The organism is Nitratireductor sp. ATLC21 (assembly GCF_057196525.1).
In genome coordinates this window covers 599,864-626,533 of the sequence record NZ_JBXUOU010000002.1, presented here as the reverse complement: position 1 = coordinate 626,533, position 26,670 = coordinate 599,864, and the positions used below count along the sequence as shown (strand labels likewise).

General features: G+C 60.4%; 19 protein-coding genes and 1 tRNA gene. 9 read left to right on the top strand and 11 right to left on the bottom strand.

Going from position 1 to position 26,670, the window contains the following annotated elements:
• The first annotated feature begins 21 nt into the window (after positions 1–21).
• The 3 genes from AC2CHD_RS10510 (at position 22) to AC2CHD_RS10500 (ending at position 3,815) form a co-directional block, all read left to right on the top strand.
• A complete protein-coding gene (locus AC2CHD_RS10510; protein ID WP_229447885.1) occupies positions 22–984 on the top strand; it encodes a LysR substrate-binding domain-containing protein in 963 nt (320 codons plus the stop codon).
• Positions 985–1,053: 69 nt separating this feature from the next.
• A complete protein-coding gene (gene xseA / locus AC2CHD_RS10505; RefSeq protein WP_484553628.1) occupies positions 1,054–2,625 on the top strand; it encodes an exodeoxyribonuclease VII large subunit in 1,572 nt (523 codons plus the stop codon).
• 89 nt (positions 2,626–2,714) lie between these two features.
• Positions 2,715–3,815: a diguanylate cyclase gene (locus AC2CHD_RS10500; protein WP_229447887.1), complete on the top strand. Its 1,101-nt coding sequence runs from the start codon at positions 2,715–2,717 to the stop codon at positions 3,813–3,815.
• A gap of 21 nt (positions 3,816–3,836) precedes the next feature.
• Here AC2CHD_RS10500 and AC2CHD_RS10495 read toward each other — a convergent pair whose 3' ends face one another.
• From AC2CHD_RS10495 to AC2CHD_RS10480, 4 genes are all read right to left on the bottom strand, one after another.
• A complete protein-coding gene (locus AC2CHD_RS10495; protein WP_484553627.1) occupies positions 3,837–4,121 on the bottom strand; it encodes a hypothetical protein in 285 nt (94 codons plus the stop codon).
• A 68-nt stretch (positions 4,122–4,189) separates the two neighbouring features.
• The gene (locus tag AC2CHD_RS10490; protein WP_484553626.1) at positions 4,190–4,804 is read right to left on the bottom strand and encodes a hypothetical protein; all 615 of its coding nucleotides are present in this window, start codon (positions 4,802–4,804) and stop codon (positions 4,190–4,192) included.
• Between the two features lie 160 nt (positions 4,805–4,964).
• Positions 4,965–5,041 (bottom strand) — tRNA-His (locus AC2CHD_RS10485).
• A gap of 193 nt (positions 5,042–5,234) precedes the next feature.
• The gene (locus tag AC2CHD_RS10480) at positions 5,235–5,690 is read right to left on the bottom strand and encodes a phasin (RefSeq protein ID WP_484553625.1); all 456 of its coding nucleotides are present in this window, start codon (positions 5,688–5,690) and stop codon (positions 5,235–5,237) included.
• Positions 5,691–6,041: 351 nt separating this feature from the next.
• On the opposite strand from AC2CHD_RS10480, the gene AC2CHD_RS10475 reads away from it, so the two are divergent.
• The 3 genes from AC2CHD_RS10475 to AC2CHD_RS10465 all read left to right on the top strand — a co-directional run bounded on the left by AC2CHD_RS10475 (position 6,042) and on the right by AC2CHD_RS10465 (position 12,508).
• Positions 6,042–9,482, top strand: coding sequence for a PAS domain S-box protein (locus tag AC2CHD_RS10475; RefSeq protein ID WP_484553624.1), 3,441 nt, complete (start codon positions 6,042–6,044; stop codon positions 9,480–9,482).
• A gap of 179 nt (positions 9,483–9,661) precedes the next feature.
• Entirely contained in the window at positions 9,662–10,720 is a 1,059-nt protein-coding gene (locus AC2CHD_RS10470; RefSeq protein ID WP_484553623.1) for a Fe(3+) ABC transporter substrate-binding protein, read from the top strand.
• A 90-nt stretch (positions 10,721–10,810) separates the two neighbouring features.
• Positions 10,811–12,508, top strand: a complete 1,698-nt coding sequence (locus tag AC2CHD_RS10465) for an ABC transporter permease (RefSeq protein WP_484553622.1) — start codon at positions 10,811–10,813, stop codon at positions 12,506–12,508.
• Positions 12,509–12,809: 301 nt separating this feature from the next.
• Here the strand turns inward: AC2CHD_RS10465 and AC2CHD_RS10460 are convergent, their stop codons facing one another.
• Positions 12,810–14,768: an acetoacetate--CoA ligase gene (locus AC2CHD_RS10460; protein ID WP_484553621.1), complete on the bottom strand. Its 1,959-nt coding sequence runs from the start codon at positions 14,766–14,768 to the stop codon at positions 12,810–12,812.
• 305 nt (positions 14,769–15,073) lie between these two features.
• Between AC2CHD_RS10460 and AC2CHD_RS10455 the strand changes: the two genes are divergently transcribed.
• A complete protein-coding gene (locus tag AC2CHD_RS10455; RefSeq protein WP_484553620.1) occupies positions 15,074–16,921 on the top strand; it encodes an AsmA family protein in 1,848 nt (615 codons plus the stop codon).
• Between the two features lie 19 nt (positions 16,922–16,940).
• On the opposite strand, the gene AC2CHD_RS10450 is transcribed toward AC2CHD_RS10455, so the two are convergent.
• From AC2CHD_RS10450 to AC2CHD_RS10430, 5 genes are all read right to left on the bottom strand, one after another.
• Positions 16,941–17,765, bottom strand: a complete 825-nt coding sequence (locus tag AC2CHD_RS10450; protein ID WP_223019704.1) for an ABC transporter permease — start codon at positions 17,763–17,765, stop codon at positions 16,941–16,943.
• A 2-nt stretch (positions 17,766–17,767) separates the two neighbouring features.
• Positions 17,768–18,679: an ABC transporter permease subunit gene (locus AC2CHD_RS10445; RefSeq protein WP_484553619.1), complete on the bottom strand. Its 912-nt coding sequence runs from the start codon at positions 18,677–18,679 to the stop codon at positions 17,768–17,770.
• A 6-nt stretch (positions 18,680–18,685) separates the two neighbouring features.
• On the bottom strand, positions 18,686–19,825 hold the full coding sequence (locus AC2CHD_RS10440) for an ABC transporter ATP-binding protein (RefSeq protein ID WP_484553618.1): 1,140 nt from the start codon (positions 19,823–19,825) through the stop codon (positions 18,686–18,688).
• Between the two features lie 24 nt (positions 19,826–19,849).
• The gene (locus AC2CHD_RS10435) at positions 19,850–20,947 is read right to left on the bottom strand and encodes a polyamine ABC transporter substrate-binding protein (RefSeq protein WP_484553617.1); all 1,098 of its coding nucleotides are present in this window, start codon (positions 20,945–20,947) and stop codon (positions 19,850–19,852) included.
• Between the two features lie 119 nt (positions 20,948–21,066).
• The gene (locus AC2CHD_RS10430) at positions 21,067–22,533 is read right to left on the bottom strand and encodes a glutamine synthetase family protein (protein WP_484553616.1); all 1,467 of its coding nucleotides are present in this window, start codon (positions 22,531–22,533) and stop codon (positions 21,067–21,069) included.
• A gap of 109 nt (positions 22,534–22,642) precedes the next feature.
• Between AC2CHD_RS10430 and AC2CHD_RS10425 the strand changes: the two genes are divergently transcribed.
• Positions 22,643–23,620, top strand: a complete 978-nt coding sequence (locus tag AC2CHD_RS10425) for an NADPH:quinone reductase (RefSeq protein ID WP_484553615.1) — start codon at positions 22,643–22,645, stop codon at positions 23,618–23,620.
• A gap of 5 nt (positions 23,621–23,625) precedes the next feature.
• Here AC2CHD_RS10425 and AC2CHD_RS10420 read toward each other — a convergent pair whose 3' ends face one another.
• Positions 23,626–25,071 carry a helix-turn-helix domain-containing protein gene (locus AC2CHD_RS10420; RefSeq protein ID WP_484553614.1) on the bottom strand — a complete coding sequence of 482 codons (1,446 nt, stop codon included), beginning with the start codon at positions 25,069–25,071 and terminating at the stop codon, positions 23,626–23,628.
• A gap of 278 nt (positions 25,072–25,349) precedes the next feature.
• Between AC2CHD_RS10420 and aceA the strand changes: the two genes are divergently transcribed.
• Positions 25,350–26,639 (top strand): isocitrate lyase, encoded by a 1,290-nt coding sequence (aceA, locus tag AC2CHD_RS10415; protein ID WP_484553613.1) that lies wholly within the window; start codon positions 25,350–25,352, stop codon positions 26,637–26,639.
• Positions 26,640–26,670 lie beyond the last annotated feature (31 nt).

Here is a 26,670-nt window from a genome sequence, read left to right as displayed (position 1 = left end):
ACATCTATGATAGGTTTTACCATGGCGGCCCCGCTCGACCTCGACCAGCTCTCGACCTTTATTGCAATTGCCGACACGGGAAGCTTCACGCGGGCGGCCGAAGAAGTGCACCGCACCCAGTCGGCCGTCTCCATGCAAATGCGTCGTCTTGAAGAGCGTATTGGCAAGACGCTCTTTCAGAAGGATGGCCGGACCAATCGGCTGACCGAGGAGGGCGAGCGGCTCCTGACCTATGCGCGCCGCATGTTGCGCCTCAACCGCGAGACCTTGGCGGCCTTCGACGACGCCAGCCTTGAGGGCCACATCCGCATCGGCACGCCGGACGACTATGCCGATCGCTTTCTGCCCGAGATCATGGCGCGCTTTTCCCGATCCAATCCAAGGGTCGAACTTTCGGTTGCCTGCGAACCCACAACCAATCTTGTAGAGCACATCAGGCGTGGAAACCTTGATCTTGCGCTTGTGACCCATGACGATTCCAAGGGTGGTTCGGAGCCGGTCCGGCGAGAGCCGGTGCTGTGGGTGAGCTCGGCAAATCACACGGTGCACGAACGCGATGTGCTGCCCATGGCGTTCGGACGACCCAACTGCCTGTGGCGACGCACCGCCTGCGCTGCGCTGGAAGAGGAAGGCCGGCAGTATCGAGTCCTGTTCACCAGTTTTTCGGCCACGGTGATCGCCACCGCCGTTCTGTCCGGGCTTGCGGTCTCTGTGCTGCCGGAATGCGCGTTGCGGCCCGGCATGCGCGTTCTGGGCGAGGCTGATGGTTTCAAGCCCCTGCCCGATTGCCATATCGGGCTCATGCGCGGACATACCGGACAGGTGGAGATCATCGATGCACTCGCGCGGCATATCAGCGAGAGCCTGGACAATCTCTCCGTCCCGGCATTCATTGAAGAAAACGGCAGTTTCGACTTTCAAGGCGCGTTTCTCAATTCGCGCAGCAAGCGGCTGCGGCCCGGTCAGGTGATGAACGGCTGGTAGGAGAGCCATGTGGATGGACTTGGCTCGCGGGCTTGACCCTGCGGGTGCGGCCCGTCTCAATTCCGTACCATGAACACATCCCGCCCAGCCGATTCGCAGAGCAATGTCGCGGAATTTTCCGTCAGTGAAATTTCCGGTGCGCTGAAACGCACAGTGGAAGACGCGTTCGGCCATGTGCGCGTGCGCGGTGAAGTCTCCGGCTATCGCGGGCCGCATTCCTCCGGCCACGCCTATTTTGCCCTCAAAGACGATCGCGCACGGATCGAAGCCGTGATCTGGCGCGGGGTTTTCTCCAAGCTGAAGTTTCTCCCGCAGGAGGGCTTGGAGATCATCGCCACCGGCAAACTGACCACGTATCCAGGCTCCTCGAAATATCAGATTGTCATCGACAGCATCGAGCCGGCCGGCGCCGGCGCGTTGATGGCACTTCTGGAAGAGCGCAAGAAGAAACTTGCCGCCGAAGGCCTGTTCGATGACGCCCGCAAGAAGCCGCTGCCGTTCATGCCGCGCGTCATCGGCGTGGTCACCTCCCCCACCGGCGCTGTCATCCGCGACATCATCCACCGGATTTCCGACCGTTTCCCCGTTCATGTCATGGTCTGGCCTGTGCGTGTGCAGGGAGAGACCACGGGCGAAGAGGTTTCCAATGCCGTTGCCGGCTTCAATGCTTTGCCACAAGAAGGCCCGCTGCCGCGGCCGGACCTTCTGATCGTTGCGCGTGGGGGTGGCAGTCTTGAAGATCTGTGGGGCTTCAACGATGAAGCGGTGGTTCGGGCCGTTGCTGCATCCGATATCCCGGTCATCTCCGCTGTCGGTCATGAAACGGACTGGACGCTGATCGACCTCGTTGCCGATCGACGCGCGCCCACGCCCACGGGAGCTGCGGAAATGGCAGTTCCGGTCAAGGCGGAGATGGAAGCCTCGCTTGCGCGGCTTTCGGCACGGTTAAAGGGTGCGATCTCCCGTGAGGGAGACCGCAAGCGGCAGGCTTTGCGGGCGCTTTCACGCGCCCTGCCTTCGCCCGACCAGCTTCTGGCCCTGCCCCGGCGGCGCTTTGACGAGGCAGCGGGCCGGCTAGGCCGTGCCCTCTCGGGAGCCACGCAGCGCAAGCGCATTGCCTTCAACAGCCTGCGCCTTTCGCCAGCGACCCTGGAACGCCGGTTGAGCGAGGCGCGGCGTCGCACCAACGTCTCCGGCGAGCGGCTGCCGGGCGTTTTTCTCGCCCTTGTGCGCGCCCAAAGGACTCGCTTCGATCGCGACGCAGCCCGCGTGTCTCCCGTTGCCCTTAACCAGCGCATCGCCCATTGGCGTGATCGTCTTGCTCAGACAGGGCGGCGCGCGGACACTCAGGTCGATCTGCTGTTGAAACACGGCCGCGCCAGTGCGGATCAGGCCATGCGGCTTGCCAAGTCGCTTTCTCACGAAGGTGTTCTGGAACGCGGGTTTGCTCTCGTGCGGGGGCCAGACGACCTGCCGTTGAAGCGCGCGAGCGAGATCCAACCCGGTCTCGAACTGCAAATTCAGTTTGCCGACGGGGTGGCACGTGCCGTTGCCGCCAGCGATGGGCGAAAAACTGCGGCAAGCGCAAAGAAAATCAAAGCTTCCGAGGACGGACCGAAGGGTCAGGGCAGCCTCTTCTAGAGACGCGCACAGGAAGCCCATGAATGGGGCTTCCTTTACCCCATGGAAACCTTGAGGGCCTACCGTTCCCGCAGAATGAGGGCGGTAGAATGACGACAGCGCTGCTGGTTTCCGGCGTATTGCAGAATTTGGGGATCGCGGCGATTGCCGCATTGTTTTACGATATCGTCCTGCGCAGTTGTCCTACGCCCAGTGTTCGTCACACGCTGGTTGCGATGGTTTTCGGTGCCGGCGCTGTCGGCTCGATGATGCTTCCGGTGGAGGTAGCCCCAGGCATTATTTTCGATCTGCGCAATGCATTCGTCATTCTTGCGATGACTTTCGGTGGATGGCTCGCCGTCGCTGTTACGACCCTTGCAGCCTTTTCCTATCGAGTGTGGCTGGGCGGCGCTGGCGCAGTTCCCGGTGGTGTCGGCATATTGATGTGCGCAAGTGCCGGCATTGCCTTCGCCCTCTACTTCAAGGGTCGACGCACTGGGCTGGTCGCCTTCGCCCTGCTCGGTGTTTTCTGCGCGGCTTCGCTGGTCTCGATGTTTCTTCTGCCATTCGAAACAGCGATAGCCATCTTGAAAAAGGTCGGCCCCGTGATGCTGGTCATGAATATTCTGGGCACAATGATTGTCGGAGGTATCGTCGATCGGCAAAAGCGACAGTTTGAACGTGAGAGCGTCCTTAGCCAGGAAGCTTCCACGGATTCCCTGACGCGTCTGGCAAACCGGCGCGCCTTCGATCTGCGGGGGCCGGATCTGATGGAATCAGCGAATCAGCGGGGCGACGCCTGCGCACTCATGCTGATCGACATCGATCACTTCAAGCAGATCAACGATGCGCACGGGCACGATGTTGGAGACAAGGTCCTCCAGCACCTTGCCGTTCTCGTTCGCTCCAACGTCCGCAAGACGGATCTGGTGGCACGTTATGGCGGCGAGGAGATTGCCCTTGTCCTCCCCTCTCATGACGCCAAACGCGCGTTCAGCCTGGGCGAGCGGCTTCGCAAGGCTGTCGCCGGAACACCCTATCGCCATGAAGGAAAACTGGACATTACCCTCAGTGTGAGCATCGGGCTTTACGCAAATGACGGTTCCACGGAATCGGAAGCTTTCACTACCGCCTTCAAGCGCGCCGATATGGCGCTCTACCGTGCAAAGGAAGCGGGCCGCAACCGGGTCGAGATCGCCTTGGCAGCCTGAGAGGCCAAATCTTTGCCAAGCTCATGGACGGTCGATGTTCCGCCATCTTTGAAGCAGTTCTGCTTCCATGCCCTTGAAGCAGAAATAGAAGATCACGATCAGCAGTCCTTTCGCGAGGATTGACAGGAACTGCAGGAGGCCACCGTCTGCAATTCCCATGAGGCCATGCTTCAGGATGAATTCGAGATTCGCCATCGCGATGTTGACGAGCTGAAACGACAAAAATGCTGTGGCGAAGGCACACAGGGCCATCACCAGGAACAGAACCACCCAGTGGTAGCGCGACAATCGAAGCAGGTCTCGCATGCTTGTCCTCGTTTGCGCCGCCGCCCGCGGTCCACTCCCATCACGGGTCGAACTAGCAATGTCGGCCCCTAAAAGCGCCGGCGCACGACGCCGAAAATCATCAGGCTACCGCCGATCACCGACGTGGCTTCCCATGCTGCCGTATCAATGGCAATCATGGCGCCGGCCCCGACCAGTTCCAGCGCATCGTCCACCAGCTTCCTGCGTTCTGCCGGCGTGGCCCGGATCGCATCATTCCTCGCCTTCTCAGCATAGCTGCAACAGATTTCCTTGGACACCTGAAAGAGGCGGTCGAGATCTTCGGTTTCGGTGATCCACCGCTCTGCCTCGGCAGTATGCGTGACGATGCCGCGGAGCGCCGCAAGAAGTCTGTCCGCGACCTGTTCATCCATCTGGGACTGGACGAGGAGTGCGCGTTCGCGCTGTGCAAATCGCTCGAAGAACCCGCGGAAATCTTCAAGCCACCCTGGTGCGTCGGTGTCCACCGTGTCACGCAAGGCGACCACCTCTTCCAGATCGCGCGCGTATTCCGGATCGGCCAACACCTCCGAAAACGTTCGACAGCCGATCTCCAAAATTTCTGAAAGCTCCTGGTTCGAAATCGGCCGGTCGGGTGGCGGAAAGCTCAACCACATCCTGTTTGTGGCCATTACCCAAAACTTCTCATCGACCAGAACACCCATCTCTTCCTCCCTGCCTCGGGCATGGTGGCAGTCTGGGAGAAGCAACAGAGATCGGCAAATGATAAAAAGGCGTAGGCCGCCACCAGGAAACCTGCAGCACCGGGGCTGAATTACTGTAGCGCGGCAAAGAATGGATGGAGGCAGAAGAAATTGGGAGAAATGGTACGGTTGGGTGGATTCGAACCACCGACCTCAGGAGCCACAATCCTGCGCTCTAACCAACTGAGCTACAACCGCACGTGACCGGTGACCGGCGTCCGCGTCAATACGGGCAAATGATCGCTTTTTCAAGCCAAAAGAACAAAAGAAAAAAGACCGGGGGGAGGATCCCGGTCTTTTTCACAAGGGACCGAAGGGAGGAGGTTTCGGGCCCACTCGGCAGCGACGGGAGGAGGAAGGCGCTGCCGGACTTTCTTTTGCGCTAAACGCCTCAGGCGACGCGAAGTTCCTTGACCGTTTTCTCAAAGACATCCTTCATCGGCTTTGCAACCGTTTCGGCCGACTTCTGCGAGGTGGCCTGGAAGTCCTTCATCTGGTCCAGAGCCACTTCCATGCGCTTGCGCATGAAGTTGCTCTGCATCTCGATCAACTCTGCGAAGGAACGGGCGCCAGCCAGAGCCTCAAGATGGGCCAGATTGGCTTCGGTGCCCTCGCGCAGCGCAGCAATCGACTTGGTGGTGAACTCGTTGCCAGCCGATTTGGCATTTTCAAAGGTCGCCTCGAGAGCCTTCTGGGTCTCCTCGGCATTCACCTTCATGCGAGCGTAGACTTCCTTCGTCTGCTCGGCGCTCTTTTCGGCGAAAGCGCGAAACTGCTCGCTCGCCTGCGTCGCGTCAAACGCTGGGAACTCAACGGTTCCGTTGTGTTTCTGCGTGGTCTTGGTCATATCCAAGGTCCTTTGGTTCTCATTCATGGCGGTCTCCGTCTGGTTGACACCCGCCCGACAATTCATGGAGCGTATATAGCACCTCCTATTGTGCATTGCAACATTCATGTTGCGATGCAGCATTTTTGCCCGCAGGCGATTAACCAATCAGCGAGAATTCATAGCCATCGGCCATATGCATTTGTGGACCTCGCCGCCACATGCTTTTATTAATAAGGTGTTAACGTCGTTGTCGGGATGCCGCGTTCTGCGGTTGAGGATGGCAGCCCGATGCTGTTTGAACCGTTGCGATTGCCGTGTCCTGCGAATCTCCGGCCGGCCCGCGTGAAAAAAATTGTTTGGCTCGTTTGAATGGCGTCTGTCTCATATTCCTTTGTTGACATAGCGGTTCTGGATCAGGTGCGGGAGCGCTTTGCGGCTGGCGATGCCCTGCTCATCCTCACCACCGCACTCGACACGGTAATCTGGGCGAACGGCCCGGGTGCCGCGCTGATCGGCCATCGCAATATCGATGAAGCCATTGGCGCCGAGAGCGGCCTCTCCACGACAACCCGGCGCCAGATTTCCGCCGCGCCAGGGTTTCCGAGGATTTCCGGGGAACGCGGTGTCGCCACCCGGCTTGGGCGTGGCGTCAGATCTCCGATCGTCAATCTGAGTGCGTCGACGATTGTGTTGCCCGGCGGCGAGGCGGCAATATTGCTCGCGTCCAAGGCCATTTCCACCCGCATGCGCGACGACAGCTTCCGTGCCACAGCCGCGGTCCAGGGCTTTGACGCGGCAGACCAGTTTGCCGCCCTTGTGGACGAGAACGGCTCCATTGCCGCAGCTTCCAACAATTTCGAGGCTCTCGGCATCGAGCACGAGACGCTCCGCGCGCTCGTTGAAGAAGTGCGCGGTGAGAAAGACCGGTTGGTCAAGCGCATGGTGGAAGGTGGCGCGCGCCGCCGCCCCGCGGCCTTCGCAAGGCTGACTGACGACCCCGCCTGGCATCTGCTCGTGGTTGTCGACGAGCAGAACGCGGCCTTGCAGCAGGACGGGCCGCCGAGCCTGGAACCGGATCTTGCGGGTAGAGACACCGCGCCGTCATTGACGGATCCAGCGCTTGTCGAGGCCCCGGAGGCTGAGGATCCCGAGCCCGTTTCTGACACAGAAGCGCTGGCGGAGACACCTGTCGCAACCGAAGGCGAACCCTCTGGCGACAGGGAAGCCCCGCAGGAAACCCCACCGGAAACCCCGCAGGTCATTGCGGAAGCAACACCTGACCGACCCGCTGCGCACGCGCTTGAAGACGCCCCATCGGCTCCGGCTGAACGGCCCAGAGGCACGGTCCGCTTTGCCTGGCGCACGGACGCTGAAGGCCGCTTCACCGCGTTGTCTGATGCTTTCGCCGAGGCTGTGGGACCGGCTGCAGCCGATGTTATGGGCCGCCGGTTCCGCGAGGTGTCCAACGCGTTCGGGCTGGACCCCGAAGGCCGAATTTCAGCCCTGCTGGAGCGTCGTGATACGTGGTCCGGTCGCACGGTCATGTGGCCTATAGAAGGAACAGACCTGAAGGTTCCCGTCGATCTGGCCGCCCTCCCCATTTATGGCCGTGGCCGCATTTTCGAAGGCTTTCACGGGTTCGGCCTGGCGCGCATGAACGACGCTGTGACAGACCCCGAGGGCATTGGTCTCGTGCTCGCACCCGGCGCGCCCCTACCCTCACACGAGGCACCAGAGACAACTGCGCTGGACGTAAGCCACGAATCCCAACCGCAGCATGACAAGGAACCGGCCGCAGAGCTGCCACACCCGCCAGCCGGTTCCGCCGACGCGGAGGTCGAAATCCTGGCCACGCCTCAGCCTTCTCAGGAACTGGATGAAGCGCAACCCGAGCAGGTGAAGATAATCCGCCTTGCCGAACACCGCACCCCGCCGACCACCGAAGGCGGCCTCTCTCCAACGGAGACAACCGCGTTTCGTGAAATCGGAGCGCGTCTGCGCCGGGAAAATCTCGCAGAGGAAGAATCCGGGCAGAGCGACACACCCGCAGGCGAAACTCCTTCGCAGGCGGGCGAACCGCCATCGGAAAACACCCCAGTCGAGCTGGTGTCTGCCTCCGACAGTGCGCGCGTAGACGAAACCTCACCGGATCAGCAAGAGCCTGATGCAGCCGCGACAGATGATGTGGCCGAGCACTCCACCGAAGGTGATAAACCTGCGCCTGCTCCGACTGCGTCACCGGCAATCGTTCCCTCGGCGTTCTACACCATGCCAGCAGGCAGCGACGAGAGCAGTCCCGGTTTGCTCGCCGGGCTACCACTGCCAATACTCATTCATGCGGGAGACAGGCTCCATTACGCCAACAAGGCGTTTTTCGATCTGACCGGCTATCCGGATTTGAAAGCGCTTGAGGAAAGCGGCGGCCTCGACGTGCTTTTTCCGGAAAGCTACGGGGCTTCCGACACCGCAACCGACGCCCAGGCGTTGACAATTCGGACCGCCCAAGGGGACGAGCACGATGTGCATGCGCATCTCCAATCCGTTCCCTGGCGCGATGGAAAAGCCCTTCTTCTCGCGTTACAGCCCATCGAAAGCGAGATAGAGGCTGCTGCCACAACGGCAGAGGCCGGCACAGCTGACACTCAGGCGGAAGCGGTAAACGATGCCGAGCTCGAGGCGCAAACCGCCGAACTACAGATGCATCTGGCCGAGATGCGGGCGATTGTCGACACCGCGACAGACGGTGTGGTTGTCATCGACAACGACGGCAATGTCCGCTCGACCAACCGCCCGGCGGAAGCTCTTTTCGGTTTCGACGCCCAGGACGTGACCGGCAAACCATTTACCGCATTGTTTGCCATTGAAAGTCAGGGAGCGGTGCGCGCGCACCTGGAAAGCCTTTCCGACAATGGTGTCGCCAGCGTTCTCAACGATGGCCTGGAGGTAATCGGACGCGAGGCTCAAGGGCGTTTTATACCACTCTTCATGACGATCGGACGCCTGCCTCACAGCAGCGGGTTCTGCGCCGTTCTCCGCGACGTCACACAGTGGAAGCGCGCGGCCGAGGAATTGACGCAGGCGCGTGCCGAAGCCGAACGCGCCTCCTCGCAGAAAACCGAATTTCTAGCGCGCGTCAGCCATGAGGTTCGCACACCGCTGAACGCGATCATCGGCTTTTCCGAGTTGATGCTCGATGAGAAGTTCGGCCCCATCGGCAATGACCGCTATCGCGACTACCTGCAGGACATCAACCGTTCGGGCAATCATGTGCTCGACCTGGTCAACGACCTGCTCGACATTTCCAAGATCGAAGCCGGCGAGCAGGAGATGCACTATGAGGCGGTGTCCCTGAACGATGTTCTGGGTGAAACCGTCGCCATGATGCAGCCGCAGGCCAACCGCGAACGCGTCATCATTCGTTCTAGCTTCGCTTCCAATCTGCCGGATGTGGTCGCCGACCCGCGCAGCGTCCGACAGATTGCGCTCAATCTTCTGTCCAATGCGGTGCGCTATACACCCGCGGGCGGACAAGTGATCATCTCGACGGCCTATAGTTCGGACGGCTCGGTGATCATGCGTGTGCGCGACACTGGTATCGGCATGAGTCCCGCAGAGGTCGAAGAAGCGCTGAAACCTTTCAAGCAAATCAACAGCTTGAAGCGTAAGCGCGGGGATGGAACGGGCCTTGGCCTGCCGCTGACCCGCGCGATGGTGGAAGCCAATCGCGCGGCCTTTTCCATCAATTCGGTGCCGGGCGAAGGAACGCTGGTAGAGGTTTCATTCCCCCCGACGCGCGTCCTTGCCGACTGAGCTGCCGGTCAAGCCGATATTAGAAAAGATGACATTTGCAGTTTAGAATATTTCTAAACTAATGATATTGTTTGTATTTTTCTTGACGCACGGTGTTTTTTCCGCGAGATGTCCCCGCATTGCGGAGCAAGAGCTGCGCATTCCCTGGGACCTTTAATCCCACAGGTTTGGAGACACCAATGCTGACAAACAAATTGATCGCTGCCCGCGCCGGTCTCGCCGCGCTCGTCGCAGCGGGAACGCTTGCCACCACCCTGTCTGCGGCCCAGGCCGAGGGAACGGTGAACATCTATTCCTATCGCCAGCCCTTCCTCATCCAGCCGCTGCTCGACGCTTTCACCGAAAAGACCGGGATTGCGACCGAAGTCCTGTTCCTCGACAAGGGTCTTGAGGACCGCATCGCGGCGGAAGGCTCGAACTCGCCAGCGGACGTCATCCTGACCGTCGACATTGGTCGTTTGATGAACGCCAAGGAGAAGGGCATCACGCAGCCCGTCGAGGACGAGACCGTCAATTCCGAAATTCCGTCCGAGTTCCGCGATCCGGAAGGCCACTGGTTCGGCGTCACCACACGCGGCCGTGTTGTCTATGCCTCCAAGGAGCGCGTCGAGCAGGACACGATCACCTATGAAGAGCTTGCCGATCCCAAGTGGAAGGGCAAGATCTGCATGCGCAGCGGCCAGCACAATTACAACATCGCCCTGTTCGCCTCCATGATCGCCCATCACGGCGAGGAGAAGGCCGAAGAGTGGATGAAGGGCCTCAAGGCCAATCTCGCTCGCAAGCCGAGCGGCAACGACCGCGCGCAGGCACAGGCCATCTATGCCGGCGAATGCGATCTGGGTATCGGCAACACCTATTATGTCGGCCTCATGATCAACAATGAGAAAGAGCCGGAGCAGAAGGACTGGGCCGCTTCGATGAAGGTCCTGTTCCCCAATTCCGAGGATCGCGGCACGCATGTCAACATTTCGGGCATGGCAATGGCCAAGCACGCGCCGAACCGTGACAACGCGCTTGAGCTGATGCGATTCCTGGGCAGCGCCGAGGCCCAGTCGATCTATGCCGAGACCAATTACGAATATCCGGTTCTTCCCGGCGCCACGGTTTCGGAAACCGTGCAGTCCTTCGGCAAGATCAAGCCGGACAGCCTGCCGCTTGCCGAGATCGCAAAGAACCGCAAGGCGGCCTCCGAAATGGTTGACCGTGTCGGTCTCGATGACGGCCCGGCGAGCTGATCCATCTTTAACATGTAAAAGCCGGGTCCTTCGCGGGGCCCGGCTTTTTGCATTTGCGGGGACACCCGCAATCATATCGCACCTGTGGTCATGACCCTCCAGCCAGCGCCGACAGCACCTCTTCGTGAACACCGCTTTCCCCGCGTTCGGGGAGAGCGCCACGGTGCCGCGCGGCTTGGCAGTCTCATAATCGCGCTGACGGTCCTTCTTCCCATCGCCACGATCCTGTTCGTTGCTCTCTCCGGCACGGGCGAAGCCTGGCCGCATCTGTTGCGCTACGTGCTGCCGCAGTCGCTCGGAACGACACTCGCGCTGCTCGGACTTGTCGCCATGGGCACGGCCGTCATCGGTGTCGGATCGGCCTGGCTGGTGGTCGGCTACGAGTTTCCGCTGCGCCGGTTCCTCTCATGGGCTCTGGTGCTGCCGCTCGCCGTGCCCACCTATCTGGCCGCCTATGCCTTTGGCGAATTCTTCCACTATGTCGGCCCCTTGCAAACCGCGTTCCGTGCCGTCTTCGGTTTCGAAAGCGCGCGCGACTACTGGTTTCCCGACATCCGCTCCACCTGGGGCGCCGCCCTCGTGGTGACGTCCGTCACCTTCCCCTATGTCTATCTCACGGCCCGCGTCGTCTTTCTCATGCAGGGGCGCAACATCGCCGATGTGGCGCGCACGCTGGGAGCGCGGCCGGCGCGTGTCTTCTTCCGCATTCTTCTGCCCGTCGCCCGCCCGGCCATTGTCGCAGGCCTGGCGCTGGTGATGATGGAAACGCTTAACGACATCGGCGCGGTGGAATATCTCGGCGTTCGCACGCTCACCCTGTCGGTCTATTCCACCTGGCTCAATCGCGGGAGCCTCGAAGGGGCGGCACAGATCGCTTCCGTGATGCTGGTGATCGTGTTCCTGCTTCTGACAGCCGAGCAATGGGCGCGCCGCAAACAGCGCTTTCACAGCGCCCGCGGCACCCAGATGCACGTGCGCCCGCCTCGTCTGCCGCTCAGAGGTTTCAAAGGCATTCTCGCAACCGGTGCTCTCATCCTGCCCATCCTGTCAGGCTTCGGCGTTCCGCTTTTCGTCTTCGGTCGCTACGTCTCGAAGCGGCTCTACCAGTTTGCAGATCCGCAGGTTCTGCAGGCGTTTCTGACCAGCGTGACGGTGGCCAGCATCACCGCGATCGCGACCGTCGTCATCGCGCTGCTGCTTCTCAATGCCATGCGTCTCTCGCGCTCACCCTACACCATGGCGCTCGTGCGGCTTGCCTCAATCGGATATGCCCTGCCCGGCACGATCCTCGGCCTCGGCCTGCTTCTCTCCCTCGCCGCCATCGACAACACAGTCGACAACGCTGCGCGCAACTATGGTGGTTTTTCGACCGGGCTTCTCCTGACAGGTACGGCAGCCTCGATCGTCATTGCCTGCACGATCCGCTTTCTCGCACTTGCTGAAAGCGCGGTCCGCTCGGGTCTGGAAAAACTGCCTCCCAATCTGGATCAGGCCGCCCGCAGCCTCGGCAAGACGGCAAACCAGAGCGCCCTGACCATTCTCCTGCCGCTTCTGAAGCCCGCCATCCTGACGGCGGCCATCCTCGTCTTCGTGGACACGGTGAAGGAACTTTCAGCGACCATTCTCCTGCGCCCATTCGGCTTCCGCACGCTCGCCACGCATGTTTATGAAAACGCGTCCCGCGGCGTGGTGGAGGATGGCGCCGTGGCCGCGCTCCTCATCATCGCGACGGCCATCGTGCCGGTGATCCTTCTGTCGCGCCCACTCATGCGCGACCACAACACCTGACATCCAATCGAGACACTGGTTCGCCCCGTTGATGCACCGCATCGGCGCACAAGAATCCGGGCAAAAAAAAAGCGCCCGGAAAGGGCGCCTGAAGGATCTTGAATGCTGTCAAAAACGGGGCTTGGCGAACATCTGAATGAACAGTCGGAACCTGTGTCCGGCTCGTCAAGTTAGCCGACACTATCGCGGGCAAACCCTTAACAGAACCTTACCGGATCGCGGAGAAATTTACCGAACCGTACCACTTGTGAAGTCTCGGTAAATTTCAGCTTCATCATTTGTTTACCATGCCGACCCGGCCTCAGGCGCGAAGCTCGGGAAGGTCGCGGAATAGATCCAGCGCCTCGGGGTTGGCAAGCGCTTCCCTGTTTTTCACCGCGCGGCCATGAACGATGTCGCGCACGGCAAGTTCGGTGATCTTGCCGGATTTCGTGCGCGGGATGTCCGCCACGGCAACAATGCGCGCGGGCACGTGACGCGGGCTTGCTCCTGTCCTGATCTTGGTGCGGATCGTTTTCTCCAGCGCCTCGTCAAGTGCTACGCCATCAGAAAGCCGCACAAAAAGAACGACACGCACATCGTCTTCCCACTCCTGTCCGATGCAGATCGCCTCCAGGATTTCCGGCAGTTGTTCCACCTGGTTGTAGATTTCCGCCGTGCCGATGCGCACGCCGCCAGGGTTCAGCGTTGCGTCGGAACGGCCATGGATGACGATGCCGCCATGCTCCGTCCATTCAGCGAAATCGCCGTGGCACCACACATTGTCGAACCGGTCGAAATAAGCCGCATGATATTTTTCGCCTTCCGGATCGTTCCAGAATCCGATCGGCATTGCCGGGAAGGCGCGGGTACAGACGAGTTCGCCCTTTCCCTTCTCAAGCGGACGCCCTTCATCGTCCCACACTTCGACCGCCATGCCGAGCCCGGCCGCCTGGATCTCGCCGACCCAGACCGGCAAGGTGGGAACACCGAGCACAAAGCAGGAGACAATGTCCGTTCCGCCTGAGATCGAGGCGAGATGGATGTCTTTCTTGATCCCCTCATATACGAAGGCGAAATTCTCCGGCGCTAGCGGCGAGCCGGTCGACGATATTGTCTCCACCGTCGAAAGATCATGGGTCTGCATCGGCTTCAGACCGGCCTTGCGTAGCGCATCGATGAACTTGGCAGACGTGCCGAAATAGGTCATCCCCTCAGCGTCGGCATAATCGAACAGCACGTTGCCATTGGGATGGAAGGGAGAGCCGTCATAAAGCAGCAGCGTGGCCTCGGAAGCCAGCCCGCTCATCAGCCAGTTCCACATCATCCAGCCGCAGGTGGTGAAATAGAACAAGCGGTCGCCGGGCTTGAGCCCAGCGTGGAGACGGTGCTCCTTTACATGTTGAAGCAGCGTGCCGCCCGCCGAATGCACGATGCATTTCGGGATGCCGGTCGTGCCAGAGGAAAACAGGATGTAAAGCGGGTGCGAAAATGGGAGACGCTCGAAGGTTGGCTCCCTTGCCTCATAGCGCTCCACAGCCTTGCCATAGGCCTCAGCCTTGCCCAGCTTTGCAGCGGATTCTTCCGCATGTCCTAGATAGTCGACGATCAAGGCCAGTTTCACGCTCGGCAGTTTGTCGAGGACAGCAGCTACCTTTTCTGTAACGTCGAAAGACTTGCCACCATACCAGTACCCGTCCGGCGCAATGAAAATTGTCGGCTCAATCTGTCCGAACCGGTCGAGAACACCTTGAACGCCAAAATCGGGCGAACAGGACGACCAGACGGCACCAAGCGACGTCGCAGCGAGCATCGCCGCGAGCGCTTCGGGCATGTTCGGCATCATCGCCGCTACCCGGTCACCGGCTTTCAAGCCCCGGTCACGGAAGAGCTGCTGCAGGCGCGACACCTGCGCACGCAGGGCATTCCAGGAGAGCCTTCGCTCTACCTTGTCTTCGCCCCGGAAAACCACCGCATCATCGTTGCCAGACCTTCGCAGAAGGTTCTCGGCAAAGTTCAGCCTCGCATCGGGAAAGAAGGAAGCGCCCGGCATTTGGTCGCCATTTTCCAGAATGCGCGCACCCTTGTCGCCGATGACATCGCAAAAGTCCCAGACAAGAGACCAGAACGCTTCACGGTCTTCTATCGACCAAGCATGGAGCGCATTATAATCGGGTAGGCTACGGCCAGCCACCTTCTCTGCCCGCCCGGCGAAAGCCGAGATCGGCGCTTCGGTCTTCCGATCCTGAGATGGTGTCCAAAGTGGCTCCGATGCCTTCATTCTTTCCTCCTCACTGCCCTCCAGGCGTCTGCTCTTCTTATGCATTTCCGCCTCGCAACGGCAATGGTCTCTTGAGAAACAATTCCCCTATCGTGCATCAAACCCGCCAGGACGCTGCAGAAAGCGGTGCAATACCCTCCCGCTACGCGACAAGTCCTTGAAATGCCATACGTCATGTTTAAACCCGTAAGGAGCTGTGAAGTCGGTTTGCCGGCATAGCTGTGTTGTGGCATTTCCGGCCATCAAGTTGACCGCGTTCACTCTGGCCCCAAAGCTGCCGGGCGGAACGCCGAGGATGAGGTTCCATGCCCTCGTCGGCAATGAAGAAAAGCATTTGGGCTCTGTTGATCGCCGCCGTGGTTGCGGCGCTGGTGGTCGTTTGTCTGCCTATTCTGGCGTCCACCCAGATTGTGCGCGACAGTGTGGCCCAGCAGCTCAGCGCCTGGAGCGGATATCGCATTCGGCTGGACGATGCCCCCCAAATCCGCGTCTGGCCTTCCTTCAGCGCAGTGCTGAATGATGTCGTCCTGTCCGACTGGAACGCCGATGGCGCGCCGGTCATGGAAGCGGAGCGTGTCGAAATCGACCTTTCCGCACTCGCAGCCCTGCGCGGCAAGGTCGTGTTCACCAAGATCCGGCTGGTGAGGCCAGTGCTGCGGCTGGATGACACCGACGGTGTGATGCGCGTTCCGACCATACCCAATTGGGGCAAGCTCGCCCAATCGGTCGAGGCGGCACGCGAACTGCTTGCGGCGGATCCGGCAGCGCCTGACAAAAGTGCATTGCCAAGCGACAGTTTCGCAACCGTCGAAGTCGAGGATGGCCGGGTCATCGCGCTCAACGGGGCCAACAAACCGCCCTTTCTCAGCGGTCTCACGGGGACCTTCAATTGGCCCGCCCTCAACCGCGCGGCCACCCTGTCGGCCAAAGGCATATGGCATGGCGAAAGCCTCTCTATCGATGCCTCGACCGACGAGCCGCTCTTTCTGCTCGCGGGGGGGAAGACAGCTCTTTCACTCTCGCTGAAAAGCGCCCCATTGACGCTGTCGTTCAAAGGTGAAGCCGATCTCGTCGACAATGCCTTCATCAATGGCACTCTGGAAAGCTCAGCCCCCTCCCTTCAGCGTGTGCTGGAATGGACATTGCTTGAGGACTGGCCCGGCAGCACGATCAAGGCCGCGAAGCTCCGGAGCACCGTCATAGGCGACGCCAAGCGCGTCAAATTCGAGGCCACGGCGTTCAGCCTCGGAGACAGCAGCGCAACCGGTGTCTTCGACGTGGCTTTCAATGATCCACGCCCGACCATTTCCGGCACTCTTGCCTTCAACGCTCTTGATCTTGGCGCACTTTTGAAAACCCTTGCGCCCGAGCCCGACACGCCGGCGCAGGCAGTAGCGGCTTCTTGGGCGCACGATCTCAACTTCGACCTCCGCCTCTCGGCCACGGAAGCATCAGCCGGTTCCGTGTCGATGACCGATGTGGCCGCAACCGCGCAGGTTCGTGACGGGCTCGTGAGCCTCGATATTTCCGATGCCACGGCTTTTGGAGGCATGCTTCAACTCGGTGTCCGTCTCGACAATGTGGAGGGCCGTGATCACGCCGAACTTCGCATTGCAGCCGAGAACATCGATGGCGGGCTGATGGGAGAGAAGCTCCATTTCACCGCCTTCATGCCGAGAGCCAAAGGCTCGTTCTCGGTGTTCCTGAAAGGACATGGCGAAACGCTGAACCAGATCCTGGAAACATCAGATGGTTCCATCTCGGCCAGCTTCGGCAAGGGCAGCATTGTCGGCCTCAATCTCGAGACCTTTCGGGAGCACAATGACAAGGGCAGCTTTTTCCCCTTGCAGGACATTGCCGATGGCGAACTCCCCATCGAGGGCGCGGATCTGAAGGCCACACTGGCAGGTGGCATTGCGTGGATCGATACTGCGGAAGCGCGCCTGAGCACCGGAGAAAAGATCACAATTGGCGGGCTGGTCCCGTTTGCTGGCCGGGGCATTGCCCTTTCCGGCAGCATCATGCCGCCGCAAACACCGGCCAGCGGGGAGACTGCCGCAGAGGAAGACAGTCAGGATCAGGGACCGCGCGAAACCTTCTTCGTCGGCGGGTCCTGGAATGCGCCCTTTATCGCGCCGTTTCTGATCGAATAGCCGGGGTCCAGCGTCTGGCTCAGGCTGCCACTCTTATGGCCGCCTGCTCGTCGCGGCGCCGCTGAACTTCCTGCCGTTTGGTGACGATCGATGCGGCAATGACGCCCAGCGCCACAATCCCGATCAAAATGGTACAGACCGCATTGATTTCCGGTGTCACACCGAGCCGTACCTGGCTGTAAATCTTCATGGGCAGCGTCGTCGCACCGGGACCTGAGGTGAAGCTTGCAATCACGAGATCATCCAGTGACAGAGTGAAAGCCAGCATCCACCCTGAAATCACCGCCGGCAAAATCACCGGAAGCGTCACCTGGAAAAACGCCTTCACCGGCGTCGCGCCGAGATCGAGCGCAGCCTCTTCAAGCGACTGGTCAAAGCTCATGAGGCGGGACTGAACCACCACGGCCACAAAACACATGGAAAAGGTGATGTGCGCGATGGTGACGGTGAAAAACCCACGATCGAAATTGATCGCCACAAAGAGAAGCAGCAGCGAAAGGCCGGTGATGACTTCCGGCATGACGAGCGGCGCAAACACCATTCCGGAAAACAAAAGCCGTCCGCGAAAGCGCGTGTAGCGTGTCAGAGCGATGGCCGCCATCGTGCCGAGCACGGTTGCCACCGTTGCCGAAAGGAAGGCGACCCGTGCCGTCACCCAGGCGGCGTCCATCAGGCCACGATTGGAGAAAAGCTCCACATACCACTTTGTCGAGAAGCCGGCCCACACCGTGACGAGACGCGACTCGTTGAACGAATAGATCACCAGAAGAAGGATCGGCAGGTACAGAAAGGCAAAGCCCAGCACGAGCGACACGATGTTGAAACGTCCCCAGCTTCCGGCCATGGCTAATTCCCCGCCTCGCGTGAGCGCGCCTGTGAACGCTGGAAAAGCATGATGGGCACGATCAGGATCAAAAGCAGGATCACCGCTACGGCGGAGGATACCGGCCAGTCGCGATTGTTGAAGAACTCGGTCCAGAGTGTCTTGCCGATCATCAGGGTCTGCGATCCGCCGAGCAGATCGGGAATGACGAATTCGCCCACCGCCGGAATGAACACCAGCATGCAACCGGCCACCACACCAGGCAACGACATGGGAAAGGTCACTTTCCAGAACGCGGCCATGGGCGGACAGCCGAGATCGCGCGCGGCCTCGATCAGAGACCCGTCCATCTTTTCCAGCGTCGAATAGAGCGGCAGAACCATGAAGGGCAAATAGGAATAGACAATGCCGATATAGATGGCGGTCGTGGTGTTGAGGATGACGAGCGGCTCGTCGATCACCCCCAGGAACATCAGGAACTGGTTGAGCAGCCCCTCCGGCTTCAGGATGCCGATCCAGGCATAGACGCGGATCAGGAAGCTGGTCCAGAAAGGCAGGATCACCAGCATGAGCAGCGTCGGCCTGATGGAGGCCGGTGCACGCGCCATGCCATAGGCGATGGGATAGCCCACGGCCAGTGTGATCAACGTGGAAACGCTGGCAATCCAGATGCTAGACAGATAAGCATTCACATAGAGCGGGTCATCGAACAGCCACAGATAATTGCCGAACGAGAGCGCGCCCAGTTTCTCAAAAAGCGCCGGAAATCCTGCAAAGAGATCGAAAACCGGTTGATAGGGCGGCATGGAAAGCGCCGGTTCCGAAAGGGAAATCTTGAAGACGATCAGAAACGGCGCAAGGAAAAAGACAAGCAGCCACAAATAAGGCAGAGCGATAACGAAACGGGCAGCCACTGCTGAGATGAAACGCGCCATCGTCAGCTACCGCGTCAGCACGACGCCGGCATCCGCCGGAAAAGAGATCCAGGCGCGATCATGCCATGTGAGCACATCGTCTGCGGCGCGGCGGCGATTGATGCTGCTGGTCTTTACAATGCGACCGTCATCGAGCTTCACATGGTGAATGGTCATGTCGCCCAGATAGGCGATGTCCCAGACCTCTCCCTCAACCGCGTTGATCGCGCTCTCCGGGCGATTGCGGGATATGTCTACCTTCTCGGGACGGACGGCGAACCACACATTCGCGCCCTTCTGCGCGCCGGCGCCATTGAGCACCGAAAGTTCAAAGCCGGATGCGTCCGCAATGCGGGCCATCTCGCTGTCGGCAGCCGTCACAGTTCCCTCGAACATATTGATGGAGCCGACGAAATCGGCAACGAAACGCGAGTTCGGCGCCTCGTAGATTTCAGCCGGGGTGGCCACCTGGATGACCTTGCCCCGATCCATCACGGCGATGCGGTCGGCCATGGTCATGGCCTCTTCCTGATCGTGGGTGACAACCATGAAGGTGAGGCCGAGATCATATTGCAGATCGACCAGCTCGAATTGGGTCTCTTCACGCAGTTTCTTGTCGAGTGCACCCAGCGGCTCGTCCAGCAATAAGAGCTTCGGCCTTTTGGCAAGTGAGCGGGCGAGCGCCACACGCTGACGCTGGCCGCCCGATAGCTGGTGCGGCTTGCGCTTGGCGAACGGTTCGAGCTTCACCAGCTTCAGCATGGCAGCGACGCGGTCAGCGATCTCGTCGGCCGGCATCCGGTCCTGCTTCAGGCCGAAGGCGATGTTCTTTTCCACCGACATGTGCGGGAAAAGCGCGTAGGACTGGAACATCATGTTGACCGGCCGCTTGTGCGGAGGGATGCCCGACAGATCCTGCCCGTCGAGGAAAATGCGACCGGAAGTGGGCTGCTCGAAGCCCGCCAGCATGCGCAGCAGCGTGGTCTTGCCACAGCCCGAAGCGCCCAGGAGCGCGAAGAACTCGCGCTCATAGACATTGAGGGACAGGTCATCGACCGCCGTGAAGTCACCGAACCTCTTGGTGACATTCTCAAACGAGATATACGGCTTCGCCTGGGGATCGGCCCAGGGGGCGAAGCTGCGACGTGTGCTGCCGAGCGATTTCATCGGCGTCCCCTGCCCTGAAACGACCTACTGGCCGGTCACCACCTTGGTCCACATACGCGTCACCTGGCGCTGTGTGCGCATGTCATAGGGGAGCGGCGCCTGCAGTTTCTCCACGGTCGCCTCGTCGGGATAGACAGCCGGGTCGCCGACCACTTCTTCGTCCATCTCCGCCTGGGCCGCCTTGTTGCCATTGGCATAAACGACATAGTTGGACGCCTTGGCGATCACATCCGGACGCATGATGTAGTTGAGGAATTCATGCGCTTCCTCGACATTCTTTGCATCAGCCGGGATGGCCATCTGATCGAACCAGAGAAGAGCGCCCTCCTTGGGGATCGCATAGCCGACGGTTACGCCCTGATCGGCTTCCGCCGCACGGTCGCGCGCCTGGAAAATGTCACCCGAATAGCCGAGCGCCAGGCAGATGTCGCCATTGGCAAGACCGTTGATGTATTCGGAGGAGTGGAATTTGCGCACGTAAGGACGCACCGAAAGAAGCAGTTCTTCCGCCTTTGCCAGATCATCCGCAGAGGGTGCATTCGGATCAAGACCCAGATAGATGAGTGCCGAGCGCACGACCTCGCTGGCTGAATCCAGCATGTAGATGCCACAATCCTTGAATTTCGCGGCCAGTTCCGGCGTGAACATCACATCCCAGGTATCAACCTTGGAGGTGCCGAGGATTTCCTCAGCCTTGCCGACATTGTAGCCGACGCCTGTCGTGCCCCACATATAGTTGATCGAATATTCGTTGCTGGGATCGTAGACCGCCACGCGGTCGTTGATCATGTCCCACATGTTGGACAGATTGGGGAGCTTGTCCTTGTCGAGCTTCTGGAAAACGCCTGCGCTGATCTGCCGGCCGAGAAATTCGCCCGACGGCACCACCACGTCATAGCCCGAGCCGCCCGCGAGCAGCTTGGTTTCCAGGATCTCGTTGGAATCGTAGACGTCATAGACGACCTTGATGCCCGTTTCCTCGGTGAAATCCTCAAGGATGGAGTCATCAATATAGTCCGACCAGTTGTAGACGTTGACGACGCGATCCTGTGCATTCGCCGCCACCGAAATCGAGAGCGCAGCAAGGGAAACGCAGGAGGCTAGAAGGGTTTTACGCAGCATGGAAATTCTCCCCAAGGGACTGTTTTTGCCGGCACACAAATCGCCGCCGACACCCGCATGTTTTCATCAACCCTATTGTCGTTTCAGGGATGCGACAAGCGGCAAATTTCTGTTCGCGCTCAAAGATAAGTCGTGCGCTCCAACGGTGTGATCTCACTCCAGAAGGCGACGATTTCAGCGCGTTTCAAATCGCGATAGACTTTCGCCAGAAGCGGTCCGAGAGCCCGATCGATGAAACGGCTTCTTGAAGCAAGTTGCAGCGCGTCATCCATGTCGTCGGGCAGTTCTCTCCCGATATCCGCCCTTTCGTCATAGGCACTGCCTTCCACCGGTGGCGGCGGCTGCGCGCCCGCTTCGATGCCCTCGATCATGCCCTGGATGATCGCCGCCATGACGAGATAGGGATTGGCGTCCGCACCTGATATCCGATGCTCCACGCGGCGGTTCTCCTCGGTCGACACGGGGATTCGCAGTGCCACAGAGCGGTTGTTTTCCGCCCACACTGCGTGGGTGGGCGCATAGGACCCGGGCGTGATGCGTCGGAACCCGTTCCAGGTATTGATGTAGAGAATGAGCGATTCTGGCATCGTGTCGATCAGACCGGCCACCGCTGACAGTAATCGTTCGCGGCCCGTCTCGCCGGCAAACACGTTTTGCCCGTCTGCATCGAGCATCGATGTATGCACATGCATTCCATTGCCCGCATAGTCGATGAAAGGCTTGGCCATGAAGGTGGCGGTCAGCCCGTGCTCACGCGCACAGCCCATCACGATGCGACGCAGAAGGATGACATCATCCGCCGCCCGCAAAGGGTCTGCCCGATGTTTCAGATTGACCTCGAACTGGCCGGGTGCTGCCTCCTTGATAATCGTGTCTATGGGCAGGTTCTGGGCATCCGCAGCATCGCGGATCATGTCGAAAAGTGCCGCGTTCTCGGCCAGATCGTCGAGCCCGTACATGCGCAGCCGGTCCGGACCTTCACCCGCGCCAAGCGGTGCCGGCATACCGGCGGCATCCGGCTTGTCAGGGTCGAGCAGGTAGAATTCCAGCTCAAACGCGGCGACCGGAAAGAAACCCTTTGCATTTGCTTCCGCCACCTTGTGCTTCAGCACCTGGCGTGAATCCGCCATGAAGGGTTCACCCTCCGGCGTGAAGGTCTGGAGCAGAACCTGCGCCGTCTTGCGTCTGGCCCATGGGACGATCGCAAGCGAGCCACGCGTTGCCCGGCAATAGCCGTCCTTGTCGCCGGTTTCGATGTGCAGCCCCGTTTCCTCGACCTCGCGGCCCCATACATCCAGGCCGTGCAGCGACATGGGAAAGTTCACACCTTCCTGAAACGCCTTTTTGAGGCTGTCGCCGGGCGCCCATTTCCCGCGAATGATTCCGTTGGGATCGACAATGAGAAACTCGACCGCCTCCAGGTCTGGATGCTGTTCAACAAAAGCGCGGTATTCGGCCTCGTGGTCGGCGGAGATGAAATCTCCACAGGCAGGATCAGCTTCTGTTGAAATTTCCTCGCCGACTTCTGGCGAAACGGCAGGACTGGGCTTAACGTCTGTATCGATATTCGTTTCGGGGCGGTTCAAGATTGGCCTGTTTCATGATTGCGGATGACAAAGCCTGCGCCGGATTTTCAAACCTTGTCAATGGCTGGAGCGGCTGGCGCTGTGGCGGCGATCGGTGCGGGAGTAAGAAGTGAGAGCAGCATGGTATGAGCGCAACGGCACCGCGCGGGATGTTCTGGAACTGGGCGACATGCCCCTTCCCGTGCCCGGACCTGGCGAAGTGCGAATCCGGCTTGTTGCCTCGGGCGTCAACCCGTCCGATGTAAAGGCGCGACGCGGCCGGCCTCTGAATGCCGAGCGTATCATTCCGCACAGCGATGGCGCCGGCGAGATAGACGCTGTCGGGCCCGGCGTGGATCATGGCCGTGTCGGCCAGCGTGTCTGGGTGTGGAACGGCCAGTGGCGACGTCCCTTCGGCACCGCTGCCGAGGCGATCGTGTTGCCGGAAGCGCAGGCCGTTCCCCTGCCGGCGAATGTCGATTACGCGACGGGAGCATGTTTCGGCATTCCCGCATTGACAGCCATGCATGCCGTCAATCTCTTCGAGACCGTGGGCGGCAAGACAATTCTGGTCACTGGCGCCGGCTCTTCTGTCGGGCATTATGCCACGCAGATTGCCAAAGCCCGCGGCGCCCGGGTTATTGCGACCGCCTCGCCCAGCCGCGCCGCCCATGCCCGCGCTGCGGGGGCGGATTTCGTGATCGATTACAAGGCCAAAGACGTGGCCGCCACGGTGAAAGGCCTCACCTCCGGCAAGGGTGTGGACGGTCTCATTGATATGGACCTCTATTCCACCACCGCAATCATCTCGAATGGCGCGCTGGCGCCCCACGGCAAGATCGTCTGCTATGGTTCCAGCCTGGCAGGCGACATACCCGTTTCATTTCCCACATTGTTGTGGAACAGTCTGACACTCCAGGTTTTTGTGGTCTATGAACTGCTTGCCCGGGAGCGAGAGACCGCGATCGGCCAACTCACCGCCATGCTTGAGAAGAACGCGCTCAAGCATTCGATCGGCGAGCGCTTCGCCCTGCGCGATATCGTCAAGGCGCATGAAGCTGTAGAACGCGGCGACGTTGTCGGGAATGTGGTGCTGGATATCACCTGACCGCGTCATTGAAAATCGAAGGCGCTCAAACCCGTCACCATTTCGTCAAGCCCCAGGGGCCGCGTCACGGGCGGCTCGGCACGGGCGAGGCAGCCTGCACGTTCGCACAGACGGCAGGCCGGGCCCACCGGGGCCAGAGCGTGGGTGGGTGCAGCGCCCGCCTTGCCTGGAGCCCCGGGGAGCGCATCCCCATAGACCACGCTTTCCCGGAAGCCCAGATCGCACCCCAGCAAGATTGCGGTACGGCGCGGACGCTCGGCAAAGGCGCCCTGCGGCCCCTCCAGCGTACGTGCGATCGTGAGAAACTCGGCGCCATCGGGCATTTCGACAGCTTCCACCAGCACCTGACCGGGCTGCGCAAAGGCGGCATGGATTGCAAGCTTGGGGCAGCCCCCTCCAAAACGTGCCTGTGGAAACCCCTGGGCGCCAGCCTTGCGGAAGCGATTGCCCGCATGGTCGACCTCAAGCATGAAGAAGGGTACACCCGAAGCGCCCGGCCGGGCGAGCGTCGTCAGCCGGTTCGTCGCCTGCTCGAATGACACACCGAAACGCGATTTCAGCACATCCGCATCGTATCGCGCGCGCTCTGCCGCCGACAGGAATGCCTGATAGGGCATCATCAGCGCGTGTGCCGCATAGCGCCCGAGTTCAAACCGCGCGAGCCTGCGGGCCTCGTTGCTTGAGAGCTTCAGCGCCTCGATTTCCGCGGCGATCGCGACTGACATACGCAGCAGGCACGCCTCCATGGCGATCTCGCGCAACTGATCGGCCGGCGAAAGCCGTTCGGAAATGAAAAGGCGCTGTGAATGGCGGTCGTAGCGCCGGCGCCAGTTCGGCATCGTCGCCACGGGAAGCAGGCGCACCACGATGCCGTGCTCCTGTTTCAGCCAGCCCCTGATGGCTCCGGAAAGATCGTCGCCCGGACCGATCAGCTTGTGGAAGCTTTCCGCCTCTTCTTCGAGAGAGGCAAAATGGTTTGCATGCCGCTCGAATGTCTCGCGCACCTCGTCAATCGGCAGACGCGTTGCGGAAATGGCGGTGGTGCGCCCTTCCCGCGCAAGCAACTCCGACAGGTCCGACATGCGATCCGCCTGTTCGCGATAGGCGCGGTAGAGTTTTACGAGCGCTGCCGCGGCATTGGGCGCGGCCTCGGCCACATCCACCAGTTCCTGCTCACCGGGCAGTTCACCCGCAAGAAGCGGATCGGAAAACACCTCTCGCAGCGCCGCGAGCGATAAACCCGCCTCGCCCTGCAGCTCATCCGGATCGACCTTATAGACAGAGGCGAGCTTCAGAATGAGCGAAACGGTGAGCGGCCGCTGGTTGCGTTCGATCAGATTCAGATAGGACGGCGAAATGCCCAGCCCTTCGGCCATCGCCGTCTGGGTCAGCCCCTTGGCTGTGCGAATGCGCCTGATGCGCGGCCCGACGAATATCTTCTGGTTGGCCATGATGGAATCCCGTTGTTCTCGGCGCCCCCGGCGACACGCGGCCGTTCCGCTTTACACGACTTTACAAAACTGTCGCACAAACCCGTCCTTACACAATTTACAAATTTACATGTCCACTCTGTCAAATTCCAGACATGCTGACACGAAAATTTCGGCAAAAATCCGGTTTTCTCTCCGCTTTCGCTGCGCCGCAATGTAAATCCTGTAACGAAATCGGAGCGCAAAGGCAAACCGCCAGAATGCTCCGTCAGCGAAACAGATTCCGTACGGAGGCAATCATGACGGATTTTTACAACCTTGTTCCCGGCGCAGCGGAAGGCCGCTTCGATGGCATCGAGCGACCCTACACGCCGCAGGACGTGCAGCGTCTTCGCGGCTCTGTTTCAATCCGCCATACACTGGCCGAGGAGGGCGCAAAGCGCCTCTGGAAGCTGATCCACGAAGAGGACTTCGTGAACGCACTCGGCGCGCTCTCCGGCAATCAGGCCATGCAGATGGTCCGTGCCGGCCTGAAGGCGATCTATCTCTCCGGCTGGCAGGTTGCCGCCGACGCCAACACCGCTTCGGCCATGTATCCGGATCAGTCTCTCTACCCGGCCAATGCCGGTCCCGAGCTCGCCAAGCGCATCAACCGCACGCTGCAGCGCGCCGACCAGATCGAGACGGCGGAAGGCAAGGGCCTGTCGGTCGACACCTGGTTCGCACCCATCGTGGCCGACGCGGAAGCCGGCTTCGGCGGCCCGCTCAACGCCTTCGAGCTGATGAAAGCCTATATCGAGGCGGGTGCAGCAGGCGTTCACTTCGAAGACCAGCTTGCCTCTGAAAAGAAGTGCGGCCATCTGGGTGGCAAGGTTCTGATCCCGACGGCCCAGCACATCCGCAATCTGGATGCCGCGCGTCTTGCAGCCGACGTCATGGGTGTGCCGAGCCTGGTTATTGCCCGCACCGATGCCGAGGCCGCCAAGCTGCTCACCTCCGATATCGATGAGCGCGACCAGCCCTTCGTCGATTATGAGGCAGGCCGCACGGTCGAGGGCTTCTACCGCGTGAAGAACGGGCTCGACGCCTGCATCGCCCGCGCCGTCGCCTATGCGCCGCACACGGACCTGATCTGGTGCGAAACATCGAAGCCGGATCTGGAGCAGGCGCGCAAATTCGCCGAGGGCGTTCACAAGGCTTATCCGGGCAAGCTGCTCGCCTACAACTGCTCGCCATCTTTCAACTGGAAGAAGAACCTGGACGACGCCACCATCGCCAAGTTCCAGCGCGAGCTTGGCGCCATGGGCTACAAGTTCCAGTTCATCACGCTGGCCGGCTTCCATCAGCTCAATTTTGGCATGTTCGAGCTGGCGCGCGGCTACAAGGAGCGGCAGATGGCAGCCTATTCGGAGTTGCAGGAGGCCGAGTTTGCAGCCGAAGCCAATGGCTACACTGCCACCAAGCACCAGCGCGAGGTCGGCACCGGCTATTTCGACGCCGTGTCCATGGCCATCACCGGCGGCCAGTCTTCGACCACCGCCATGAAGGAATCCACCGAAACTGCCCAATTCCGCCCGGCAGCGGAATAACCCAATGGCCGAAAGGGCCAGGAAAGGAGAA